Raw genomic sequence first — 23,033 nt, forward strand, 5'->3', positions numbered from 1 at the left:
TCCATGCCCATCACGAAAGCCGAGGCGCAGGAGGTGACGCGGGCCTTTGTCCGCGACTACCCCGGCGCGCTTGAGCTGGCCTACAAATTCCGCGAGGACGCCGCCGAGCTGTACGGGCCGCGAGCCGCCGAAGTGCCCCAGGACATGAAAGGCGGCTACGTCCCGAAGGAGACGCAGCACGCCGGCCGTGCCTACCGTGGCCGCGTGGACGTGCCCCTGGCGAACGTGGAGGATGCCGGCGACCTGCTGCTGACGCTGCGGCACGAGGTGTTGGGCCACTACGGAGCCAACACCTTCGCGCCGGCAGAGAAGCGTGCCTTGCTGGACGGCCTGGTGGCCGCCCGCGAGGAACCCAGCCTCAAACCGCTATGGGACGACATAGACCGGCGTTACGCCGGCTATCCCGTGGACGTGCGCGCCGAGGAAGTCTTTGCCCTGTACTGCGAGGGCATCGAGCCAAGCCATCACCAGGGCGCGGACCTCTTCGCCCAGGGCACAGACCAGGTGCGGCAGAAGGGCCAGCAGTCATTCGCGGAAACCTGCATCGCCCGCGTGCGGCCCATGCAGGCGGACGACTTGCACAACATCGTGTGCGTCGTCGCTCAGGGCCTGCACGACCGATCCAGGACGCAGCAGACCTTTCCGCAGATCAACGAGCTATTCAGAAGGGACGACAAGATGGAGCCGAAAAAGCCATTTCACGAGACAGTGGCCGAGAAGCTGATCGAGCAATTGAAAGAGGGCACCGCTCCATGGCAAAAGCCGTGGGAGCCTGGTCAACCTGGTGCTTTCATTCCGACGAACCCGACCACCGGCAAGCGCTACCGGGGCATCAACGCTATCCAGCTCATGAGCCAGGGCCACAGCGACCAGCGCTGGATGACCTACAAGCAGGCGGCTGCCGTTGGTGCCCAGGTGCGCAAGGGCGAGAAGGGAACGCCGATCCAATACTGGAAGTTCAGCGACGAGCAGATCAAGACCGACGCGGACGGCAAGCCCGTCCTTGATGCACAGGGCGAGCCGGTCAAGCAGTCGGTCAAGCTGGAGCGGCCGAGGGTGTTCTTTGCGACGGTGTTCAACGCCGAGCAGATCGACGGGCTTCCACCGCTGCAACCGCGCAAGCAACAGGATTGGACGGCCGTGGAGCGCGCCGAACACATCCTGCAGGCGTCCGGTGCCGTGATCCGCCACGGCGAGCAGAACCGGGCGTTCTACCGCCCGGCGACGGACAGCATCCACATGCCCGACAAGGGGCAGTTCCCCACGGCCGACAACTACTACGCGACCGCGCTCCACGAGCTGGGCCACTGGACCGGCCACGAGTCGCGCCTTGATCGAGACTTGTCCAATCCATTCGGGTCCGAGGGGTACGCCAAGGAAGAGCTGCGGGCGGAAATCGCCAGCATGATCTTGGGCGACGAGCTGGGCATCGGCCACGATCCCGGCCAGCACGTCGCCTATGTGGGTTCGTGGATCAAGGCGCTGCAGGACGATCCGCTGGAGATTTTCCGGGCCGCTGCAGATGCCGAGAAGATTCAAGACTATGTGCTGGGCCTGGAGCAGCAACAGGTGCAGGAGCAGGACCAGCAGCAGCAGCGCCAGGCGCTGCCGGAGACACAAGCTGAAAGTGTTGTGGCCGCGCTGGAGTCGGCCGGCTGGGTGCGCAGCGATGGCGCTGCCATCGCGTCCAAGTCGTTCGATACGGTGAACGGTAAGAACGATGCACATGCGTTCATCACGGCCGGCGATGGCATCAACCGCACTTTGCAATTCCAGTACCTCAGCGAAGGGCGCAACGTGGTGGCGGCAGATGGCGCGCTCATTCCAGTAGGTGCGACGGCCGAGCAGGCCGCCCGAATTGCGACAGCCGCCGCCGCACGGGCCGATAAGTCGATTCAGGATTCCTACGGCGTCCGCGTTGCCGCCATGTTGGACGAAGGGAAGCAGCAGGAGGCGAACATGCAAGCACAACAAGCCAAGCGGGCCGAGGCGGCCTACATCGAGCGCGTACTAGAAGCCGTCACGCGGGTGTCCGACCCGGCCGCCCTGCAGACGAGCGAGAAATTCGAGCTGGCCGAGCGGCGCAACGCCATCATCTTGACGGCCGACGCACGCACCATCAGCCCGGCATCGTTCCAGCAGAGCGCGAAGGAAGGCTTCGGCGTGGACATGCCGGCCGATTGGAACGGTCGAATCCATGTGCAGGGCAACGTGACGCAACAGATCGACGGCAAGCCTCACGTCGCCGCAGCACATTCCCTTGGCGTTGAACCGGAGTTCTTCGGGGTCTACGCGCAGCACGAGGACGGCACGCATCAGTGGCTGGCCGACTTCCCATCCGTCACCGAGGCCGACGAGCTGGCCGACCAGCTGCGCATGGTCGATGCCATTACCGAGCAGAACCCGCACGAGCAGGCGGCCAAGCTGGCCCGCGTGCTCGAAAACGCGGTGCGCCGCGACCCGAACAGCACGGACGAGCAAATTTCAGCCGCTAAAGAGGCCCGCAAGGATGCCGAGGGCGCGGCCATGCTCAACGATGCCGACATGCAGCGCCGAATCGCCGAGTTCGAGCGGGAACGGGGCCAGCAGCAGGCCGCAGCGCCGGCAGCGCAGTCCCCGAGCCAGATCAAGGCCGAGGCCCAGGCGCAAAAGACCTTCATCCAAGTGCCCTACCGCGAGAAAGACGAGGCGAAGGCGCTGGGTGCGAAGTGGGACCGGCAGGAACAGTCCTGGTACGTTCCGGCCGGTGTCGCTGCAGGCCCCTTCGCAAAATGGGCGCAGGGGGCCGCTACGGCCGCCGTAGACGCGCCGCAGGCCGTGCAGACGACCGAAGGCCCCACCGTGGGCCGCAAAGCGGCCCAGGAGCGGGAATACCTGGCTGTTCCCTACGGCGAGCGCATCGCGGCCAAGGCGGCCGGCGCCGAGTGGGACAAGGTAGCGAAGTCCTGGTATGCCGGCCCGAAGGCCGACATGGAGAAGCTGGCCCGCTGGAAGCCCGAGAACGTGCCCGACCAGCAGGGGCCGGCCATGACGCCGCAGGAAGAGTTTGCCGATGCGCTGCGCTCCATCGGCTGCGTGGTCAGCGGCGAGCATCCCATCATGGACGGCAAGAAACACCGCATCAGCGTGGAAGGCGAGAAGCCCAGCGAGAAAGCCGGCTCGGGTTTCTATGTCGGCCATCTTGACGGACACCCTGCCGGCTACATGAAGAACAACAAGACCGGCATCGACATGAAATGGAAGTCCAAGGGCTACACCCTCGATCCCGAAGAGAAGGCACGCATGGCGGCCGAGGCCGCCACCAAGCTGCAGGCCCGCGAAGCCGAGCAGGCTCAGGCCCACGAAGCGACCGCGCAACGTGTCGGCCGCCAGATGGCCGACCTGGTGCCGGTCGAGCAGCCGACGCCCTACATGCAGGCCAAGGGCATCGAGCCGCAGGCCGGCGTCTTCACCGACCGCGCAGGCCAGAAGACCTACATCCCCGCAACGGACGTGGACGGCAAGCAGTGGACGATGCAATACATCCAGGAGGACGGCACAAAGCGGTTTGCGAAGGACAGCCGCAAGGAAGGTTGCTTCCATGTCGTCGGCGGCATGGATGCGCTGGCCCAGGCCCCCGCCCTTGTGATCGGTGAAGGCTATGCGACTGCCGGCAGCTTGTCGCAATCGCTGGGCTTCGCCACCGTGGCCGCGTTCGACTCGGGGAACCTGCCGGCCGTTGCGAAGGCGCTGCACGAGAAATTCCCGGACAAGCCCGTCATCATCGCCGGCGACGATGACCGCCACCTGGAGCTGACGCAGGGCGTCAACCCAGGCAAGGCGAAGGCCCAGGAGGCCGCGAAGATCACCGGAGGCAAGGCAATGCTGCCGATCTTTGCGCCGGGCGAGAACAGCTATCCCGCTGGCCTTCCACCCGTCACCCCGGACAAGTTCAGGGAGCATCAGCGCACCGGGACGACACTCAGCGACCAGCAGCTTGCCGCGCTCGATCACATGAAGGGCAAGACCGACTTCAACGACCTGGCGAACAAGAGCGTGCTGGGCAAGGAAGGGATCGACCGCCAGGTGCGGGCCGCCGTCCATGACGTGATCGAGAAGCACCAGGCGCGTATCGAGCAGCAGCAACAGCGCGTGCAACGACAGGACCAACCGTTGCAGCCGCGCCGCGCTGCGAAAATCTGACAACGGATTTAACGAACCGCCCGCATAATGGCTGCACTGTGTGAGCGGGTTCCTCCCTCCCTCCCTACCGCTCCGCAGCCTCCCTTGCCGCCTCGCACCCCGAGGCGGCTTTTTTTTGCCCCTGCCGCGCATCGAGCATGCACGCGGCGGCCGTGGCCAACCTGGTCGAGATCTACTGCAGCAGATCCCGAACGAGATCCACGCCGGCCAATTTGGGTAGCCAAAATCGACCCGGCCAATTTGACCCGTGGCGCGAGTTCTTGGCCCCCTGTAGCATGACCAGCTCATTTGCGTATACCCTAAAAGGCCATGCCATGACGACAAAGAGGAAGACGACCAGCTCGGCCGCGCCGGTCAAGGTTGCCCGCATCTACATGCGAGTAAGCACCGAAGCGCAGGATTTGGAGCGACAGGAAGGTATCGCGCAGGCCGCAAGGGCGGCCGGGTACTACGTCGCCGGCATTTATCGGGAAAAGGCATCAGGGGCACGCGCTGACCGTCCCGAGCTGCTGCGCATGATTGACGATCTGCAACCCGGTGAAATCGTGGTGGCTGAGAAGATCGACCGCATCAGCCGCCTACCCTTGGCCGAAGCCGAAAGGCTTGTGGCCTCGATACGCGCCAAGGGTGCCCGGCTATCGGTGCCCGGCATCATCGACTTGGACGAACTGGCGGCCGAAGCACAGGGCGTGCCCCGCATCGTCTTGGAGTCCGTGCAGGACATGCTTTTGAAACTGGCCCTGCAAATGGCCCACGAGGACTACGAGGACAGGCGCGAACGCCAGCGCCAAGGCATTGAGCTGGCGAAGGCTGCGGGCCGCTATGCTGGCCGCACGCCCGATACCGCCACACATGCCCGCATCGTGGCCCTGCGCGAAGGCGGTAAGAGCATCGCGGAAACGGCAAGGCTGGCCGGATGCAGTCAAAGCCAAGTGAAGCGCATATGCGCGATGGCGTTACCAGCGGTTGGCGACATGAAGGAGCCCTAGGTCATAAACCTGTCACTATATAGGAAGGCTAAGCCCAACCGGACTGCGAAGCGGTACTAAACTCATTCTCGCATTTAAAGCATCAATTACTCTACTCGGCAGTGTTATTAATTCGGTGCACGGTTCACGCCCTCCTATAGGAGGGTATGAACAATATCAATATTTTGGCAAGTAACTTTCTGGGGTTGCAAGTGAATCAATTTAATATTTCTATTAGCAACTGCAACAGCGTTGACCGGGCCGATGTTGTTCTCACGAAAGGCACGCTAAATATAAAGTATGGCCCAAATGGTTTGGGTAAAAGTACCCTAGCAAAGGCAATCGTTAGCCAAATCCGCGGGGATGGCAGTCTCCAAGATCTCGTTCCATTTAAGAACCGTGGCAAAGCGGAAGCCATGCCTCCCCAAGTGGATGGCGTCGATGACTTGAAGTCTACTCTGGTATTTGATGAGGGCTACGTCCAGCAGTTCGTATTCCAAAAAGACGAAGTGCTCAAAAACAGTTTCGACATCTTTATAAAAACCCCGGAATATGTTGCAGCGATGGACGCGATCGATGCCCTGCTGTCGGGTGTAAAGAAGGCGCTCACTAACAACGCCGAAATAGAGAAAACCATTTCCGATTTGAAGGAATTACGTGATGCGTTCGGCAATTCCAAACCCGGCAATATCCCGAAGAATAGCAAAATTCATAAGGCGTTTGGCACTGGCAATAAAATTGAAAACATCCCAGCGGCTCTGAAACCTTTTGAGACGTTCATCAAGGGCCAAGAGCCATCTAAGTGGATCGCTTGGCAAATTAAGGGCAACGATTTTTTGAAGCTTGGCGATACCTGCCCATATTGCTCAACCGCATTGGCAGGCGAGGGCCAGAAAGACACTGCACTTGCTGTTGAGAAAGAGTATGACGCGACTGCGGTGGGTCATCTAAACACGCTTAAGGCCGTTATCGAACGACTCGGCAAGTACTTCAGCGTGAGGTGCCGCGAAAACCTTGAGAAGGTGACGAAAACCAAGGTTGAGCTGACCGCGCAGGAACTGAGCTTCCTGACTGGACTTAAGGCTGAAATAGATGGTTTGATCACGCAACTTGAAGGCCTGCGAGCTATTTCTTTCTTCTCATTGAGGGACGTAGAGCAAATCAACGCGCGGATCACCCCGCTGAAGATCGACCTTGCACTTATGGACAAGCTGGACTCCGGGGAAACCAGGAGCATCACTGATCCGGTCAATGCGCAACTGGAAGAGCTATTGTTGAAGATCGGTGAGCTAACCGGACAGGTCAATAAGCACAAAACAAAAATCAAGAAGGCCATTGAGGCCAATCAGACCAGCATCAATGCATTTCTGAAGTCAGCAGGTTACAAATACACTGTAGAGATCGTACCGGAGATCGAATCCTACAAAATGAAGCTGGTGCACCGCGACCTAATTGGGCACCTGGAAACTGCCTCAAAACACTTAAGCTACGGCGAGAAGAACGCCTTCGCCCTGGTTCTTTTCATGTATCAGGTGTTCAGTGAGAATCCTGACCTTGTGGTGTTGGATGACCCAATATCCTCGTTCGACAAGAATAAAAAATTCGCCATCCTCCACGAGTTGTTCCAAGGTAAAGCCAGTCTCAAGGGGCGAACCACCCTGATGCTCACTCACGACATTGAGCCTGCCATCGATATCATAAAGACAACCAAAGACGTTTTCCAGGCATCTAAGCCTTCAGCATCGTTCCTATCATCGCGTAATGGTGTGGTGAGGGAAGTGCCCATCGCAAAAGAAGACATCCAAACTTTTGCAATGATCTGTCGAGCAAACATTACCACCCTTCACGATCCAATTCTTAAAGCGGTTTATTTACGGCGCGACTATGAGCTGCGAGATGAAGTCGGTCTGGAATACAACCTATTGGCTAGCCTGTTCAAGGGTCGAGTCGTGCCGACGCTGCAATCAGCGACTGAGAATCGGGACATGACATCCGAGGAAAAGCAATCGGCTGAGGCCAATATTCAAACCGAACACTTTCCCGGTTTCAACTACGACTCCCTTGTCGCAGAAGTGAACAATGTGAACTGCATCCGAGTCAAATTTCTAGCGACCGATGTCGGTTACGAGAAAATCCAACTATTCCGAATTTTCAACATTGCGCACGATGACGATGTAATCCGGAAATTTATCAACGAGTCGTACCACATCGAAAACGAGTATGTTATGCAGCTCAACCCCCACAAATTTGAGAGTATCCCCGAGTATGTCATCGAAGAATGCGTGCGAATGTTACCTCTGGCTTAGGTGGCGGGCGAATTAGAAGACAGCTATTTGGCATTCAACCTGCGCTGTCCCTGGCTTTACGCTATTCCCGAAAATATGCGATTCCGGCGTAACCGCCCACGCAAGACAAATTCAGCGTACCGGCTTCACGAACTCGGCAAGGTCGATTTCACCGGCAACAAACCTGGCGGCCCGCTGTTCTTCGGCCTCGGATAGCTTGAACCCTTCAAGGCCCACGGATGCGCGGGCTTAGTTCACTGAAGATCGTGCTGGAGTCGCTGCAGGAGCTGCTATTGCGCCTTGCCCTGCAGATGGCCCGCGACGACTACGAAGACCGGCGCGAGCGGCAGCGCCAGGGCGTGGCGCTTGCAAAGGAAGCGGGACGGTACACCGGCCGCCAGGCCGACACAGCAACTCACGAGAGGATCATTGCGCTGCGCACTGCGGGGCACAGCATCCCCGATACGGCCAGGCTGGCCGGCTGCAGCGAAAGCCAGGTCAAGCGCGTTTGGTCAATGCGGGCGACGGCCTCACCAGCTTGACCGTGACGCCGGCAGGCCGCATGAGAGCCTTAACCACGGCGGCCGACACCTCATTGCGGGACTGCGCTTTCTCTTCGACGCTTTTGCGTGGGAGGTCATCCGTTGAATCTGGAACGCTCACGGTGAGCTGATCCCCGATCAATGAGGCTTCAAACATGCGCTTGCCGGCCGGCGTGATCCACATGCCTATCAGCTCGCGCTTGGAGTCGGCGACCAGGCGCTGCGCCGGCTTGTCCATGTGGGCCTTGATCTTCTCGCACATGGCCGTGGTGGCCGGCACCGAGGGAAGACGCTGCAGGTAGTCGAGAACGTTCTCGAGCACGGCCAGCGTTTCCTTGTGCTTCTGTTCGTCGGTGAATTTCACTTGGCGTCCCATCCCTTTCTTTTTTCTGCGCGCCACTCCCAGGGCGCGACCGCGTGCGGATCGGCCCACAGGCCGACCCGCCCAGCGCGTGCCGCTGCTTCGACGTCGAGCAGCGACCGATCCACCAGGTAGGCCCGATACACCCAGGCCATGCCCTGTTCCACCATCATGCGGTTGACACTGCGGCCGTCCACCAACAGCGTGCCGATCGCGCGGCCGTAGCGATCGACGGACGCCGATCGCACGTAGACCGACTTCTGGAACACCGCCGCAGCAAGCGCCTGCCTTGACCTGGTGCCGAAGGCTTGCGCCTTCTCGGGGGCGTCAATCTCAGCCAGGCGCGTGCGGATCGGCGTGCGATCCACCAACACATCCACCGTATCACCATCGAGAACGCCGACGACGCGGCCCGCGAAATCGGCGTGTGCCTGTCCTGCAGCGATGCACAGGACCAGCGCGACCAGGCGAGCCAAGCGCGCCATGTCAGTTGCCCACGAAGACAAGTTCGACTTCCACGCGCTGGTTCTCAAGCCGGCCTTCTGGCGTCGAGTTGTCCGCGATGAAGTCTGCAGCAGATGCGAAGTTGACGACGATCTTCAACGGCGAAACGCCGCGTGCGATGAGATAGGAGCGCGCCGACAGTGCCCGAGCAAGGGCCAGCGATTCATCCTGCGCGCTCGGCTTGAGTGTGCTGGTCCGTCCCTTGATCGTCACCAGGTCGGCATCCTTCGCGTTGAGCAATTCCGCTTCCTGCCGTGCCGTGGGCCGGAAGGCCGTGCCGCCATGGGGGAACGACACGAAGACACCCGACAGGACCGGCCTGCCGTATTCGGTCATCGGCTGGGCCGATGCGCTTTGCGCGGCCACCAGGAAGGCAGCAGAGAGGGCCAGCAGGCACGGTTTGAACATGAACACGCTCCAATCAGAAAAAGAGGTAGCCGGCCTTGCTCATCGGGATTCGGATGAGCCAAAGCGCGATCAGGTGCAGGGGGTAGTAGGCGTAAAACGCCCACCGCAGCCGGGGCAGGCGCACATCGACGTGCGCAGCCGCGGCGACCACGGGGAGCGCCGCCAACGCCCAAAAATTGCCGTTGATGAACCACAGCGCGGCGCAGGACGCCAGCAGCAGCGCGAGCGCCGGCACCGATGGCTTCCTGCAGTACCACCAGACAGCCAGGCAGATCGAGAGCGCCGGCCACCAGTATTCGACCGAGCTGCCGGCGACGAGGAACACGGCGGCAGCGGCAACCAGGCGCGGACGGCCTCCCTGGTCGATGAGGAAGAGCACGGCCGTTGCGGCCAGCAGCGTGAACATCACGTTCAGCGGCCACCAGCCGGCCCACAGGCCGCCCAAGGCGAGGAATGCAGGGGTGGCGGCAAGGCCGAAGAGGGCCAGGCGCTTCAAGGTGCGGCGATAGACGCCGCGCTGCAGCGTATCCGGCCGAGCCAGGTTGTACGCCAGGACAAAGCAGAAGATCGGCAGCGCCAGGCGACCCGCGTTGAACAGCAGCGGCACCGTGCCATTGAACAGGTACTTGTTGACGTGATCGCCGGTCATGAGCAGCAGCGCGAGCCACTTCAACGCTTCGACCGATCCATCAGCGACGACCAGGCGCGGCAACCTCACTTGCGGCCACCTCGCCGGCTGTAGTGCTGGAGGGCGACGAAGGCGAGATACAGCACAGGCGCGAGCAGGATCAGCGCAATGGTCTTGCCGATCCATGCCGGCAGCGACCAGAGCACCAGGCCGAGCAGGAGCAGCGGTCCGAAGGCAAGCAGCAGTAAATCGCCCTGGCTCTTGGCCTGCGACTCGGCCCAATCGCAATAGCTCTTGATGACACCGAAAAGGCCGAGGGTGTACCGCTTCATGAAGGCGTGAAAGTCCATGTTTTTATCCGCTAAAAAAACGGCCTCACTGGCCGTTGATGATGAGCTTTCGAGGCACGTAGCTGGCAGTGCTCCAAGGCCCTGCAGGCGCTGCCTGCGGGACCGCTGCAGGGGCCGGCTTCGATACCACTGGCGCGGTCTGAGCGACCGCTTGAACGGCTACCGGAGTCGAAGGGATTGCGCCGGGCTTTGTCACGTCGCGGGTGACGAACCGCGCATCGAGCCAGTCGGCCCACTTGACAGCCCTGCGCATCAAGTCGGCGCGATAGACCACGTTGAATTGGGGGGTGCGCGAGTGGTAGTTAGCCGCCCGCGTCCACAAGTCGCCCTTGTCCATGCGGATGTGTTGCCGCAGCCGCCAGGCCGCCAGGTCAAACGAGTAGCAGCCAGCCGCTGCCACGTCGTTTGCCGTAATGCCGTACTTCGCCAGGTCGCCCAGGTACAGGGTGTTGAACTGCATCGGGCCCACGTCATGCGTGCCGTTCGTGTTCTTCACCCACTGGCCCGGCTTGCCGCCTTCTTTCTCCGCGACCGCAAGAACGATGTTCGCCGGCACTTCGTATTTGACGGCGGCCGAAATCGAGCAGATGACGCGCTCTTGAAGCTGGGGCGGGAGATCGATGAAAGGCATGGTTCAGGCTCCCTTAGTTGCCACCGCCGCCCCAACTGGCGCGGCGGCGCTCTTCGTCTTCGGCCTTGATGCGGGCGTTGTATTCGGCCAGGGCGCGGTCATAGTCCCGCGCCTCGACCCAATACCCTCCCCGCTCAGGAATCCCCACATAGCGCGGCACCGTGCCCGAGAAGTCCGTGTAGGCGTGCGTCGTGTAGGCGGTGCAGTAGCTGGGCATCTGGTTGCTGACGTACACCATGCCATCGTCGGAACCCGTCCACGAACGCAGCACGGCATTCAGCGAAGCGGCATCACACCGGCCGGCACCATTGGCCTGCGCATTGACCAGGGCCGACATTTGCGGCGTCTGATTGGCGACGGGGCAGAGGTTCAGGAAGTTGACGCGGCCCCGGATCGTGTCCGACAGCTTGCGGTACGAAATGCTGAAATAGCGGCGCAGCGAAGGCGTGCATTCGCTGGGCTGGGTGCCAGTGGCAAGGCACAAGATCGCTTCGCAGGCCAGGCGGGTATCGCCCGTGAGGATTTCCTGCGCGCTGGCAGTGGCTGGAATCGCACCGAAGGCGGCCACCGCAAGAGCGGCCGAGGCGATGAGGTTTTTGCGTTGCATGGTTGATGCTCCTTTGCAGTTACGAGGTTTTGGAATTGCGATTCATGAAGTCGGCCACTTCGGGCGCGACGGGGGTTTCTGCCTGGCCCTTGCCTGCAGACAGTTCGTTGTCGTTGAAGGCCGTGGCGGCCGTCGAGGCCTGCGCGGCGCTGCTGGGTGCCGGTGCGGGAGTGGACAGGTCTGCCGGCGCTGCCGCGTCCTGCGCCCTGATCGCGGCTGCGATCTTTCCGCCCGTGGTTTCGCTGATGCGATCAAGAGCCGACTCGCGCATGCTCGCGGCCTTGGCTTTCGCCACGTCCCAGGAGCCTTGCGCCAGGTTGCCCGCAGTGCCCGCAGCAATGGCCGCCGCACGGCCCAACATGCTGCCGGTGGAGCGTTGTTCGCCAGGTGCCAGGCCAGTGTCCTGCCCCCCTCCCTTGGCGTCAGAACCTGCGGCCTTGCCGCCTGCGTCGGCCTTCCCTTCGGCACCAGGTGCCGCGCCACCGCCCGAGTCCTTGCCCTCGCCTGCCGGCGCGCTGCTCTTGCCGCCCGAGCTGCCGCCTTCGGAGGCACCACCACCGAAGCCACCGCCCGAGCCACTGGAGCCACTTGAGCCGCCGCCCGAGCTGCTGCCGGTGTCCATGCCCGCGAAGACGCTGCCACCGCCAGAGCTGCCGCCGCCAGGGCCTGCAGCGGCCATAGCGACGCCGCCCATCGTGTCGCCCATGCCACCACCGCCGCCGCCCTCGCTGGATGCCGCAGACGCTTTGCTGTAGGCCGCCATGAGGGCTTGCGCGCCACCTGCCGCGCTGGCCGCGCCGGCTGCAATCGCAGCGCCGCCCGTGGCGATGGCCGCGCCGGCCACCGCCGCCGCACCCATCGCTGCGCCGGCACCAAAGCCACCGCCGAGGGCGTGCGTTCCGCCGCCCATCGCCAAGCCGCCAACCATCGCCGGCAGCTTGTTGACCAGGGCCAGCAGCACGACCGCGACGATCATCATCACGCCTAATTCCTTGAGGCTGATGCCGGCGCTCATGGCGTTGTAATACTGATCGACAAACGACTTGCCGATGCCGACGAGCAGAACCATCGTGAAGAGCTGCGCGGCGATGTTCAGGACGGTCTTGTAATAGTTGATCGCCATGTCCGAAGTCCACCGCGATCCACCGAAGCCGAGAAAGAAAACGCCGGCATAGGCCAATATCCAGCCGCTCACCAGGAGCAGCAACATATTCACGCCGATCAACGCCAGGATGATGAGAATCGCCGCGCTGATGAGGATGCCGGCCGCGCTATCGACAGGCGACCACACCGAAGACTGATCGAGCACCTTAAAGAAAATGTCGAAACCAATATCAACGATCCCGGAGGGCGTCAGCGTCGAGCCGGTGCCGCTTGCACTGCCTGCGATGGTGCGCAGCGAACTCATGATGTCGGTGGCGAAATTCGGCCCGTTCGTGAGCAGCCACCAGAAGAAGCCGGTGAAGATGGTGAAGCGGATGAACTCCGCATAGAACTCGCCAATATCGGCCTTGCGCAAGGCCATGAAGCCAAACGTCCACACCATCGAAATCACTGCGAGCGTCCAAAACAACCAGGTGGCCCGGGCCGTGATGAAGCCGGCCCAACCACTGGCGGCGGCCGAATAGCGGTTGAGGACGTTATCTAAGACGCCGGCATTGTCGATAGCCGCTTGCGCCTCAATGGAAAAGAACGCCAGCCACAGCAAAACAAACAGCAGGCCGGCGTTCTTGAATACGGCTGGCATTCTCATAGTCACAACCTCACCATTCTTTCTTTTCGCTGGGTTTGAAACCGCCACCACGGCGCAGGCACAGCGACGAAAACGCTTGCTGCGCGCCCTTGTCTTCGATCTTGGCAACGCTCGCGGGCTTGCAGTTCTCATCGTTGACTTCGGGCATGGCTTGCTTGGCCGGTTGTTCTGCAGGCTTTTCGCCGCAGCCGGCGACCAAGGCCGCCACGAGGGCGGCCAGGGCCAAGGTAAGAACCTTGTTGGTCTTCATCGAGCAGCCCTTACCAAGTGCGCGCAGGGCTAGCGCGGTACTCGCCCTTGCGCAAGTTTTCGGCAGCAGCGGCCTCTTGCGCCTCTTTGTCTGCAATCACCTGGTTGCGCGTGGCGACCGCGTTCTGTTGCGCGATCAACAGGCCGCGAATCTGCAGGAGCTGGTTTGCCTGGTTGCTGGCGAGCTGGTTTGCAAAGCCGATGGCCTGCATCTGGCCGGTGGCTCCCTGCGCGGAAGATTGCAGGCGTTGCAATTGGCGCGCATCGGATTCCATTGCGTCCTGCTGCTTGTCCAAGCCTTTGAACAGCGCATCGTTGGCCTTCTTCTGAGCTTCCGAATTCAGCTTGTTGGAAGCCTGTTTCATGGCGTCGAATTCAGCCTTCGTGCAACCGATGTTGAAGCATGGGGACGAGCGGTAATAGGACACGTCCTGGAACTTCGACAGGTAGCCGTCGAGGCTGCCCGCCTGGTTCTTGTAGTAGTTCAACGTGTCGATGGCCCCGCGAAGCTGGTTCATCGTGGACGTGGCCTGATCCCAGATATACGCGGCCGGTGCGACCGTGTTCTGGATCATGTTTTCGTACTGCTGGAGCTGGGTGCGGTACTGCTCAATTTGCTTGAGCGTCTGCGCAACGTTCTCCACTGCCGACATGACGGTTTGCGTCAGGTTCGCACCGTCGATAACCGGGATGCCGGCCTGCGCCGGGGTCATCACGCCAGGGGCAGTAAGTGCAAAAACCAAAGCGACTTTAGCCGCTAAAACTTTCTTAGTGAGCATCTTCATTTCGCTTTCTCCTTTGGGTTAGTAGTCGAACGCCTGGTACGGCTTGGAAAACGTCATGTCCTTGGTGACGATGACGTTAAAACGGTAGCCCGGACGAATTTCGAGGGTCGGGGCAATGTTCATGTTTTTGGAAATCAACTGAGCGGTGACAAGGCCGAGCTGCTGGCCCAACGCTTCGCTAAGTGCGCCGCTGGCCGTCTGCCGATTGCCGTTGTTCTGCTGGTCCTGGTTCTGGCTCATGGTGATACCCGCCGTCACGCCAGACATGAGGAATGCCGATGCGAACAGCCGGAAATAGTGGTTGTTCACCTGGTCATTGAAGCCCGCATAACCGGCGCTGTCCGCACCAGGCATCGAACCAATATCCATTGCCTTGCCGTCCGGGAAGACGATGCGTTGCCAGGCAATCAGCACGCGGGATTGGCCGTATGCCACATCACTGGAGTACCGACCCACAAGGCGCGAGCCTTGAGGAATCAGCTTCCATTTGCCGGTGGGCGTGTCGAACACGTCCTGGCTCACCTGGGCCATGATCTGACCGGGCAAATCGGAGTTGATGCCTGAAATCAGCGTGGCGGGCACGACGAAACCGGCGCGCAGCTCATACGGCGAGCGTGGCGCTTCGGGCTTGGAATCGAGCTTCCAGCGGTCTTCCTGCCCGGAGTTGGCGAACTGCGAATAGTCCTTGCTCCCCGGCGAGCTGGAGCCGGCCGTTTGCAGGAGCCTAGGAGCCGCCGAAACGCCTCCCCCGGACATACCCCCTACCCCACCGGCTTGAAGCTGCTGCATGCGCGCTCTGTAGGCCGCCGTGGGGTCGTCGCGGGTCTGCGCGTCGATTTGCTGGCGCACGGCCGCCAGTCGGGCTAACGCTTCCTCGCGGGTGGCCGGCGCTGCGCCATCCGTCAGGCCGCCAGGCGTCGATCCCGAGCTGCGCGGAGCGATGCCCCGCACGCCCGTCTTTGCCTTGATGGCCTCTTCGAGCTGCTGCATCTTCGCCATGCGGACGCGCTGCATTTCGTCGTTGTTGACACGGTCATCCAGGCTTGCGCTGGTCGGTGGCGTCGGCGGCGCGTCCAGGTTGTCCGGGCGGGCAACGTCGATGGCCTGGCCTTGCGGCTGCGAGAGGTCGGGCACCGTGGGCGGTGCTGGCCGCTCGGCCTGAATGATCCCGTCCTTCTGGTTGCCGGCAATCTCGTTGGCGAACATGCTGGTGTTGCCAGCCTTTTCGTCCTTCGCACCGGCCGGCCGGTTCTGCTGGGCTGCGCGATCCGCAGCCACCAACACCATGACCAGCAGGAACACGCCCATCAGGCCGCCGATGATGTAGACCGGCAGATTGTTGACGCGGCGAACGCCGGTCTTCTTTGTCACTTCCCCAGGGGAAGCGTCAGGCGACATTTGGTCTTCGCTCATGTGCGTTACTCCTTCCGAACCCACGCGCCGGCCGGGTACAGAGTGCCGTTCTGTGCAGCCGAGTAAGCGCGGGTCAATGACTGGTTGCCCACCAGCAGGGTCACGCGGTACAGGTTCGATTCAGCTTGATCGAGGATGTACCGCAGCGGTTTGCCAGCGGTCGCCGTGGCGTCCGTGGCCGCCGATGCGGCCGAGGCCGGCGCGGCTGGTTTGAACTCCAAGAGGGCGTAGCCCTTGGCGCGCAGCGACTCGACCAGCGAAGAGCCGAAGGCATCCGGCGTGGCGTGCTGCAGATCGAACCGCGTGCTTGCGGGCGGGTACACGGCAACGAGCTGCTTCGCGGCGTCATCAGCCATCGTTTGATTGAAGGCTGCAGGCGCGCTTTGCGTGAAGTTGCCGTAGGTGGATGGCGCAGTGGTGGCGCAGCCGGCCAGGCCGACCACGAGCAGCGCGAGGAAAGCGGTCTTGCGCATGGTTATTTCCCCCTGGTGATGGTCACGCGGTCTTGGCTGCTGCCGACGCCGGCAATCAGCACGGCCTTGTCGAAAACCGTGTCCACGATGTAGCGGTCACCCTGCACGCGGTAATTGACCATCACGGTTTCTTCATCCGTGAAAACGCCGCCATCCTTGCGAACGACTAGGAGCGTCGGCGCTTCCGTCTGCTGCATCGTGCTGGGCATTTGGATGATGGTTTTGGTCCCATCGTTGTAGACGCGCACGGGCTTCCAGGCGGCCGATCCCGACACGTCATAGGCAAAGTTCAGATCGCCCAGGTACTCGCCGGTTTGCGGGATCGTGCGCGACTGCTTTTCCTTCACTTCGCGGGTCTTGATGGCGTCCCACTTCGCCATTGCGTCTTCCGTGTAGGTGAACGCCACACGGGGCATGAACTCCGTGCGATGCGAGCGCAGCCGCAGGTGATACGTGCGCCGGTTCGTGGTGACGATCAGCGACGTTTCCAGGCCCACGTCCATCGGCTTGATGATGAGGTGCTGCACTTCGGCCGGGCCGCTGCCCGTGATGGCCGGCTCGACCGTCCACCGGGCGGTGTCGCCCAGGTGGATCGAGTTGACCTGTTCACCGGGCTGCAGCTCCACATCGCAGACCTGCAGCACTGCGCACACGATGCTGGGCTGCTGCGCACCGAACAGGAAGCGGATCGAGCCATCGGCGCCGGCCACCGGCTTGATGCCCGTCGCGCTGTTGTCGCGCCACTTCTGAGCGATGGCGACGGCCGCTTTTTCCTGCGGCGTCAGCGTCGGGTTGTCTTTGGAGAAATAGAGGTCGGCCAGGTTCTTGTCAGCCGGGCCGGCCGGCCCTGCAGCGAGTGCGAATGCGGGCGCAGCGCCCAGGACCAAAGCGAGAAGATACTTGTTCATGAGTGTTGCCCCTTAAAGCTGTTTCGACCAAGAGAAGTCACGGACGTAGATGCCAAGCGGGTTGTTGCGCACTTGCTCTTCCGTGGTGTTTGGAGTGGTGGCGACGGTGTAGACCGTGACTAAGGCCCGCATGCGGACCGGCAGGCCCTTCACGACGCCCTGCCGGTCGCGTGTCGTCTCCATCCAGTCCACTTGCCAGGTGTCGGGCGTCTGCGGGATCACCGAGAGAATTTCGGTGCTGACCGTTTCTTTCGCGGCGCGCTTGAACGGGCTGCTGTCCTCGCTGCCGTTCAACCATTCATTGGTCTTGGCCGTGGCCGGATCGTTGGCCGAAAGCATCGAGTAGAGCCGGAACACGGCCTTGCGCTGCAAGGCCACGTCAGGCGTCACCAAGCGGGCATCGCTGACGAACGAGGCCACCGAGGCGTGCACCACGCGCTGATCGACTGCAGCGGCCCGCTGTGCCGGCGCGACGGCCACCGCCTGGCCGAGCTTGTCTACCTCGACCACGTAGGGCACGAACTTCGATTGACTGCCAATGTGGATCAACCCGCCCACGGCGGCCAGGACGATCAACAACGACAGAATGCCGACAACCTGCCAGGTCTGGCGCGACGAGACGACCGCGCCAACGTGTTCATTCCAGGTGCGGCGTGCCGCCAGGTACGGGTTTTCGACCTCGCCCCTGCGTCGGCCACCTTCCATCACCGAATCCGGTGCGCGCCGGGGATCAGCCGGCTGTGCGGGCTTCTTGAAAATCAAGCCCTTGATCGTGTCTGCAAAGCTCATGCTGCCACCCCATAGTCAGAAAGTTTCAAATTGCGGCCGGCGAGCCATTCATGCACCCAGGCATCGCCGAACTTGGCTTCGAGGCTCTTGATAGCCGCCACGGATTCCTTGTCGGACGCGCCGACGAACGCCAGGGCCAGCGGGCCTAGAGCCAGGTCGTAGAGTCGCCGGCCGTTCTCGGAAACGTAGTAGTACTGCCGCTTCGGAATGGCCGTAGCCAGAATCTCAATCTGGCGAGCGTTGAGGCCCATGCGGCGATAGAGCGCCGCCGTGTCCTCATCGCGGGCGTACACGTTGGGCAGGAAAATCTTGGTTGCGGTCGATTCCACGATCACGTCCAAGATGCCCGAGTTCGCCGCGTCGGAAAGGCTCTGCGTTGCCATGAGCACCAGGCAGTTCGCCTTGCGCAGCACCTTGAGCCATTCCCGAATCTTGGCGCGGAACGCCGGGTGTCCCAGCATCAGCCAGGCTTCGTCCAGGATGATGACGGCCGGCTGGCCTTTCAGGCTGCGCTCGATGCGGCGGAACAGGTAGAGCAGCGTCGGCAGGGCGTATTTCTCGCCCAGGTTCATCAGCTCTTCGATTTCAAAAACGGTGAAGTCGGTGAGCGACAAACCATCTTCTTCGGCATCGAGCAGATGGCCCATGTTGCCGTCCACCGTGTACTGCCGGATCGCCTCGCGGATCGCTTCATCCTGGATCGTCACGCTGAATTCGGACAGCGTGCGCGCTCCGCTGGCGTGCATGCTCATGATCGCGTTCCCGATCTCATTGCGTTGCGCCGGGGTGGTTTCCACGTTGTTCAGCGCAAGGATCGTGTCGATCCACTCCATCGCCCAAGCCCGATCACTCTTCGACTCCAGGAACTGCAGAGGGCAGAAGGCCAGCTTGTCGTCATCGGCCGCCACGGTGAAGTGCTTGCCGCCCGTGGCCTTGGCCAAGGGGTACATGGACATGCCTTTGTCGAAGGCGTAGATCGACATGCCTTGATAGCGACGGAGCTGCGCCGCGATCAACGCAAGGTGCGTTGACTTGCCGGCACCCGTGGGACCGAACATGAAGGTGTGGCCCAGGTCGCGCACATGCAGGTTGAGACGGAACGGCGTGGCACCGTGCGTCACGCAATGCATGAGTGCCGGCGACAGCGGCGGATACATCGGGCAAGGCGCTTTGTTGAGGCCCGTCCAGATCGTGCTTGTCGGCAGCAGATCGGCCAGGTTCATCGTGTTGATGAGCGGGCGGCGAACGTTCTCCACGCCGTGGCCCGGAAGGCTTCCCAGGTAGGCGTCCAGCGTGTTGATTGTCTCGATCCGCGCAGCGAAGCCCAGGCGGTTGATGGCCTTTTCTACCTGGCGTGCAGAGGTTTCCAGCTTTTCGCGGTCTTCGTCCATCAGGACGACGACGCTGGTGTAGTACCCCACCGCGACCAGGCCGCTATTGACCTCGGCAATCGCAGACTCGGCATCGTTCACCATGGACATGGCGTCCTGGTCCACCGAGCCGGTATTCGTGTTGAAAACCTGGTCGAAGAAGCCACGGATTTTTTGCTTCCACTTCTTGCGGAACTTGTCCAGGTGCTTCACGGCTTCATGCGAGTCCATGAAGATGAAGCGGCTCGACCAGCGGTATTCGACGGGCAGCTCGCCCAGGGCGGTCAAGACTCCCGGTGTTGACTCCAGAGGAAAGCCCTCGATGGCAACGACCTGGACGAACTTGCGGCCGATCTTGGGCACCACGCCGCCGAACAGTTCCTGGCCGCCGATCACGGCATCCAGGTACATCGGGTTGCTGGGCAGCAGCACGGGGTGATCCATGCCCGTGATGCAGAACTGCAGCCACCGCAGCAGATCGTCATGCGTGACCGTGGAGCCGTCTTCGTTCACCACCTTGTTCCCACGCAGGCGCTGCAGCTTGACGGCCGACGACAGGCGCGATTCGATGCTGGTGCATTCGCGCTTGAAGTAGTCGATCAAGCCTTGCGTGCGGGCCTTGTTGCCGGGTGTCTTCGCTTCGTCATCGAACATCAGTTCAACGAACTTGCTTTGCGCCAGAAGCGGCGGAAAGTAGGTCATCGTGACGATGAAATAGCCCTCGTACATCGTGCCCAGGCCCTCGAAGAGTCGGCGGCGCTCTTCGTCCATGGCGGCCGACACCGGATCGGGGAAATGCGACAGGCCCGTTTCGGTGTAGTTGGGTGCCGGCCGGCGCACGGCATCGACGTGGAGCATCCAGCCGTTACCCAGGCCCGCGAGCGCCTGATTGATGCGGAACGACACCATTTCCCGCTGTTCATCGGTGCTGCTTGCGTTGTCGTCGCCCTTGTAGAGCCAAGAGGCGATGAACGACCCGTTCTTACCCACGATCACGCCGTCATCGACCATGGCGGCGTAGTTGAGTAGATCGGCCAGGCCGGCGTCCTTGGAACGATGCTTTTTGAGCTTCAATTCCGCATCGACGGCTCGGATGCGAGCGAACAGGATGAGCAGCAGCAAGGCACCGAGCGCCGCGATGCCAATTGCGATTGCTTCGATCATTTGTATTGCTTCCCTTGGCTATTCGGGTTCAGTCGGAAAGGCGTGCTGCGCGCTGGGTAGTACCCCTTGTACTTACGGTGACGCAGGTACACGAAGCGCAGCTTGGGATCGGACTTCGCCATGAGCCGGCACGCGAAGAGCGCACCGAACCACAGCAGAAGCCCGATCACCGTTGCCCTCAGTTCTTGGGCGCTGAAAATCAGAGCGAAGGCCAGAAGACCCGAAAACATCACCAGTTCACGATCCCCACCCATGAACAGGTTGTCTCGGTTCCCGGCGCGACGAATGGGGATCGTGCGGAGGGCCATCGTTAGACCGTGCGGACGCTGTTGGTCAGAACCGATGCGGCCTTGAGCTGGTGCATCACGGCATCGCCCAGCGCAGCAATCTCAGCGCCACGGCCGAAGAAGGTGCTCATCACGTTCTGCGCGCCGACCAGGAGGGCCATCACCAGGACGAGGAAAATCAACGTGCGGAAGAAGCCATTCAGGTCGCCGCCGAAGATCAGCACGCCGCCCGCGATCACGATGCCGATGATCGACAGCGCGAAGGCCACGGGGCCGGTGACGGAATTGCGCAGGTTCGTCAACCAGCTTTCATAGGGCAGCGAGCCGCCCGTGCCTTCCGAGGCAAAGGCATGCTGTGGAGACAGCAGGAAAAGCACCATCAGCAGCGCCGCGCCGATGTAGAACATCGTCGTGCGGTTGATGGCGAAGGGACGGAGAAGAGACGCTTGCATTGGAAATACTCCTAGAGGGTTTTGGTGATGTAGCGGCCGTCCACGTACCCGGAAACCTCAAGGATTTCTTGGATGCGGCGACCGCCTTCAGGGGTGCGGGCGATATGAACAACGACATGAACCACCTCGCCTATCAGCGGTTCAATTTCGGCCGGTGCCGACTCATTACGGGTAATGAGCGACCTCAGACGAGCCAGGCCAGCGGCTGCGTTGTTGGCGTGGAGCGTTGCCGCCCCACCCTCGTGCCCGGTGTTCCAGGCATCGAGCAAATCCAACGCTTCCGCCCCACGCACTTCCCCGACCAGAATCCGGTCAGGGCGCATGCGCAGAGTCGCTTTCAGAAGCGCCGTCATCGGCACTTCCAAGGACGTGTGGTACTGAACGAAGTTTTCAGCGGCGCATTGAATTTCGCCGGTGTCTTCGATGATGAAAACGCGCTCCATGGGATCGCAAATCACCATCTCATTGATGATCGCGTTCACGAGCGTGGTCTTGCCCGAGCCAGTGCCGCCAATCACCAGGATGTTCCGGTGGTTCTTGACGGCGGCTTTCAGGGCCTCGTACTGGCCCTGCGTCATGGTGCCGGCCTCGACGTATTGCTCCAGCGTGAAGATGGCCACGGCCTTCTTGCGGATTGCAAACGTGGGCGCAGGCACCACCGGGGGGAGCTGGCCCGCGAAGCGCGAGCCATCAAGCGGCAACTCCCCTTCCAGGATGGGCTTGCCGCGTGTGACTTCCTTGCCGTGGTAGCCGGCAATGGTTTTGATGATCGCTTCGGACTGCGCCACGCGAAGCGACCCGATGCACTTCATCTTTTCGCCAAGCCGTTCCTGCCACAGCTTGCCGTCCGCGTTAAGCATGATTTCGACCGTGCGAGGGTCATTCAATGCACCCAAGAGCAGCGGCCCCATGTCGCGTTCCAATTTCTTCTTGGCCCGCTCTTTGAGCGTTGAGAAGTCTTCTGTGTCTGCCATGTCCGTCCTGTTCCATTTCGTTCGTCGTATTCTACACGGACAAACGATATACCGAACAGGAAAGCAAGGCAAGCCAAAGCCTTCAACGAACTGTTACCCCTGTTGACAAATGGGGTGCCCGGTTGAAGGCTGCGGGGTGAAAGGAGGCGCTGGCTGGCGAGTTGCGCGGCTGGCTGGCGGCTGGATTGCTACCCAGCGAAGCGGCAATCCCCGTGAATGGGGGCTTTAGCCGCTAAAAATTTCCCTCTGGCGTCAGGACTTTTTGCCTTTATTTTTGGCTATTTGCTTCCTGTTCGCCTCATCCCATTGCCGCACTGTGAATGCCTGGTACTCGTTGAGGATCGCCGCTATGCGTGCGAACCCGTCCGGGAGACTCTTGGGGGCCTTGCCCCCGGACAAGGCGTCCAGCGTTGCCTTGTCCAAGTCGGTCATTTCCAAAAGGGTCGGCAATGGGACGCTCAAGGCGTCCGCAATGGAACCCATGATCTTGAGGGAAGGATTGGCCTTCCCGTTGGTCAAGTCGGACAGGAATGATATGGACATTCCTGCCTTCTCGGCGAGGTCATGCTTCGTCATCCCTTGCTCTTCGAGCAGGCGTAAGACGTTCGTAAAGAATATCTGGTTGTACACGGTCGGCTATGCCTTGCGATCCGCAGCTCAAAATTTTAGCCGCTAAAGTTCTTGACGGGGAGACCGTGTTTAGCTAAACTTCGAGTTCTCTAGCGCAAGAAAATCAATGCATGAGCCTAAACAGGTTCCAATTTATCGGTAATCTTACCCGCGATGAAGGGGGGAGCGATACATCGAGCTGCAGAGCCGATGTGATCCCCGCCCCTGGCGTCCAATCGGCCGTTTTGATACCGATGCGTCGAGCGACGGCAGGAGTTACGTCGCCGAATCACCCGCCGTTGGCATTTGCCGTGGCGTAATTTTCATTCGGAGGAACCTCA

Annotated in this window: 23 protein-coding genes and 1 pseudogene; 4 read left to right on the plus strand and 20 right to left on the minus strand. The window is 61.4% G+C overall.

Annotation, left to right across the window (positions count from 1 at the left end):
* The first annotated feature begins 3 nt into the window (after positions 1-3).
* The 3 genes from WDLP6_RS34830 to WDLP6_RS34840 all read left to right on the plus strand — a co-directional run bounded on the left by WDLP6_RS34830 (position 4) and on the right by WDLP6_RS34840 (position 7,456).
* Positions 4-4,182 carry a zincin-like metallopeptidase domain-containing protein gene (locus WDLP6_RS34830; protein WP_162572151.1) on the plus strand — a complete coding sequence of 1,393 codons (4,179 nt, stop codon included), beginning with the start codon at positions 4-6 and terminating at the stop codon, positions 4,180-4,182.
* A gap of 314 nt (positions 4,183-4,496) precedes the next feature.
* Entirely contained in the window at positions 4,497-5,171 is a 675-nt protein-coding gene (locus tag WDLP6_RS34835; protein WP_162572167.1) for a recombinase family protein, read from the plus strand.
* A 146-nt stretch (positions 5,172-5,317) separates the two neighbouring features.
* On the plus strand, positions 5,318-7,456 hold the full coding sequence (locus tag WDLP6_RS34840) for an AAA family ATPase (protein ID WP_443083313.1): 2,139 nt from the start codon (positions 5,318-5,320) through the stop codon (positions 7,454-7,456).
* Positions 7,457-7,567: 111 nt separating this feature from the next.
* Here WDLP6_RS34840 and WDLP6_RS35600 read toward each other — a convergent pair whose 3' ends face one another.
* Positions 7,568-7,672, minus strand: coding sequence for an antitoxin VbhA family protein (locus WDLP6_RS35600; RefSeq protein WP_197894043.1), 105 nt, complete (start codon positions 7,670-7,672; stop codon positions 7,568-7,570).
* 23 nt (positions 7,673-7,695) lie between these two features.
* Between WDLP6_RS35600 and WDLP6_RS34850 the strand changes: the two are divergent.
* Positions 7,696-7,977 (plus strand): annotated as a pseudogene (locus WDLP6_RS34850) (helix-turn-helix domain-containing protein); the annotation flags it as partial.
* Here WDLP6_RS34850 and WDLP6_RS34855 read toward each other — a convergent pair.
* From WDLP6_RS34855 to WDLP6_RS34945, 19 genes are all read right to left on the minus strand, one after another.
* Entirely contained in the window at positions 7,934-8,341 is a 408-nt protein-coding gene (locus WDLP6_RS34855; RefSeq protein WP_031944013.1) for a hypothetical protein, read from the minus strand. The pseudogene WDLP6_RS34850 and the gene WDLP6_RS34855 sit on opposite strands and share 44 nt — an antisense overlap.
* Positions 8,338-8,823, minus strand: coding sequence for a thermonuclease family protein (locus tag WDLP6_RS34860; protein WP_015063510.1), 486 nt, complete (start codon positions 8,821-8,823; stop codon positions 8,338-8,340). The genes WDLP6_RS34855 and WDLP6_RS34860 overlap by 4 nt, the downstream gene beginning before the upstream one ends.
* 1 nt (position 8,824) lies before the next feature.
* Positions 8,825-9,250: an OmpA family protein gene (locus WDLP6_RS34865; protein ID WP_053057113.1), complete on the minus strand. Its 426-nt coding sequence runs from the start codon at positions 9,248-9,250 to the stop codon at positions 8,825-8,827.
* A 13-nt stretch (positions 9,251-9,263) separates the two neighbouring features.
* On the minus strand, positions 9,264-9,962 hold the full coding sequence (locus WDLP6_RS34870) for a TraX family protein (protein ID WP_269474032.1): 699 nt from the start codon (positions 9,960-9,962) through the stop codon (positions 9,264-9,266).
* Between the two features lie 2 nt (positions 9,963-9,964).
* Complete coding sequence (locus WDLP6_RS34875) at positions 9,965-10,228, minus strand: conjugal transfer protein TrbO (protein ID WP_162572153.1); 264 nt, start codon at positions 10,226-10,228, stop codon at positions 9,965-9,967.
* 25 nt (positions 10,229-10,253) lie between these two features.
* Positions 10,254-10,859 (minus strand): transglycosylase SLT domain-containing protein, encoded by a 606-nt coding sequence (locus WDLP6_RS34880; protein ID WP_162572154.1) that lies wholly within the window; start codon positions 10,857-10,859, stop codon positions 10,254-10,256.
* Positions 10,860-10,872: 13 nt separating this feature from the next.
* Positions 10,873-11,466 carry a TrbM/KikA/MpfK family conjugal transfer protein gene (locus WDLP6_RS34885; protein ID WP_015063527.1) on the minus strand — a complete coding sequence of 198 codons (594 nt, stop codon included), beginning with the start codon at positions 11,464-11,466 and terminating at the stop codon, positions 10,873-10,875.
* 19 nt (positions 11,467-11,485) lie between these two features.
* A complete protein-coding gene (trbL, locus tag WDLP6_RS34890; RefSeq protein ID WP_174259956.1) occupies positions 11,486-13,219 on the minus strand; it encodes a P-type conjugative transfer protein TrbL in 1,734 nt (577 codons plus the stop codon).
* Between the two features lie 10 nt (positions 13,220-13,229).
* A complete protein-coding gene (gene trbK, locus WDLP6_RS34895) occupies positions 13,230-13,469 on the minus strand; it encodes an entry exclusion lipoprotein TrbK (protein WP_031944010.1) in 240 nt (79 codons plus the stop codon).
* A gap of 10 nt (positions 13,470-13,479) precedes the next feature.
* Positions 13,480-14,253: a P-type conjugative transfer protein TrbJ gene (gene trbJ / locus WDLP6_RS34900; RefSeq protein ID WP_031944011.1), complete on the minus strand. Its 774-nt coding sequence runs from the start codon at positions 14,251-14,253 to the stop codon at positions 13,480-13,482.
* Between the two features lie 18 nt (positions 14,254-14,271).
* Positions 14,272-15,666, minus strand: a complete 1,395-nt coding sequence (locus tag WDLP6_RS34905; RefSeq protein ID WP_015063524.1) for a TrbI/VirB10 family protein — start codon at positions 15,664-15,666, stop codon at positions 14,272-14,274.
* 5 nt (positions 15,667-15,671) lie between these two features.
* Entirely contained in the window at positions 15,672-16,139 is a 468-nt protein-coding gene (locus WDLP6_RS34910) for a TrbH Mating pair formation protein (RefSeq protein WP_015063523.1), read from the minus strand.
* A gap of 2 nt (positions 16,140-16,141) precedes the next feature.
* A complete protein-coding gene (gene trbG, locus WDLP6_RS34915) occupies positions 16,142-17,047 on the minus strand; it encodes a P-type conjugative transfer protein TrbG (RefSeq protein ID WP_015063522.1) in 906 nt (301 codons plus the stop codon).
* 12 nt (positions 17,048-17,059) lie between these two features.
* Positions 17,060-17,836, minus strand: coding sequence for a conjugal transfer protein TrbF (locus WDLP6_RS34920; protein WP_015063521.1), 777 nt, complete (start codon positions 17,834-17,836; stop codon positions 17,060-17,062).
* A complete protein-coding gene (locus WDLP6_RS34925; protein WP_015063520.1) occupies positions 17,833-20,370 on the minus strand; it encodes a VirB4 family type IV secretion/conjugal transfer ATPase in 2,538 nt (845 codons plus the stop codon). The genes WDLP6_RS34920 and WDLP6_RS34925 overlap by 4 nt, the downstream gene beginning before the upstream one ends.
* Entirely contained in the window at positions 20,367-20,678 is a 312-nt protein-coding gene (locus tag WDLP6_RS34930; RefSeq protein ID WP_011171720.1) for a conjugal transfer protein TrbD, read from the minus strand. Before WDLP6_RS34930 ends, WDLP6_RS34925 begins: the two co-directional genes overlap by 4 nt.
* A 2-nt stretch (positions 20,679-20,680) precedes the next feature.
* Positions 20,681-21,109, minus strand: a complete 429-nt coding sequence (gene trbC, locus WDLP6_RS34935; protein WP_011171719.1) for an IncP-type conjugal transfer pilin TrbC — start codon at positions 21,107-21,109, stop codon at positions 20,681-20,683.
* Between the two features lie 11 nt (positions 21,110-21,120).
* Positions 21,121-22,083 (minus strand): P-type conjugative transfer ATPase TrbB, encoded by a 963-nt coding sequence (trbB, locus tag WDLP6_RS34940; protein WP_011171718.1) that lies wholly within the window; start codon positions 22,081-22,083, stop codon positions 21,121-21,123.
* 252 nt (positions 22,084-22,335) lie between these two features.
* Complete coding sequence (locus WDLP6_RS34945; protein ID WP_011171717.1) at positions 22,336-22,713, minus strand: transcriptional regulator; 378 nt, start codon at positions 22,711-22,713, stop codon at positions 22,336-22,338.
* Positions 22,714-23,033: the final 320 nt, after the last annotated feature.

Source organism: Variovorax sp. PBL-E5 (assembly GCF_901827185.1).
Classification (GTDB): Bacteria; Pseudomonadota; Gammaproteobacteria; order Burkholderiales; family Burkholderiaceae_C; genus Variovorax.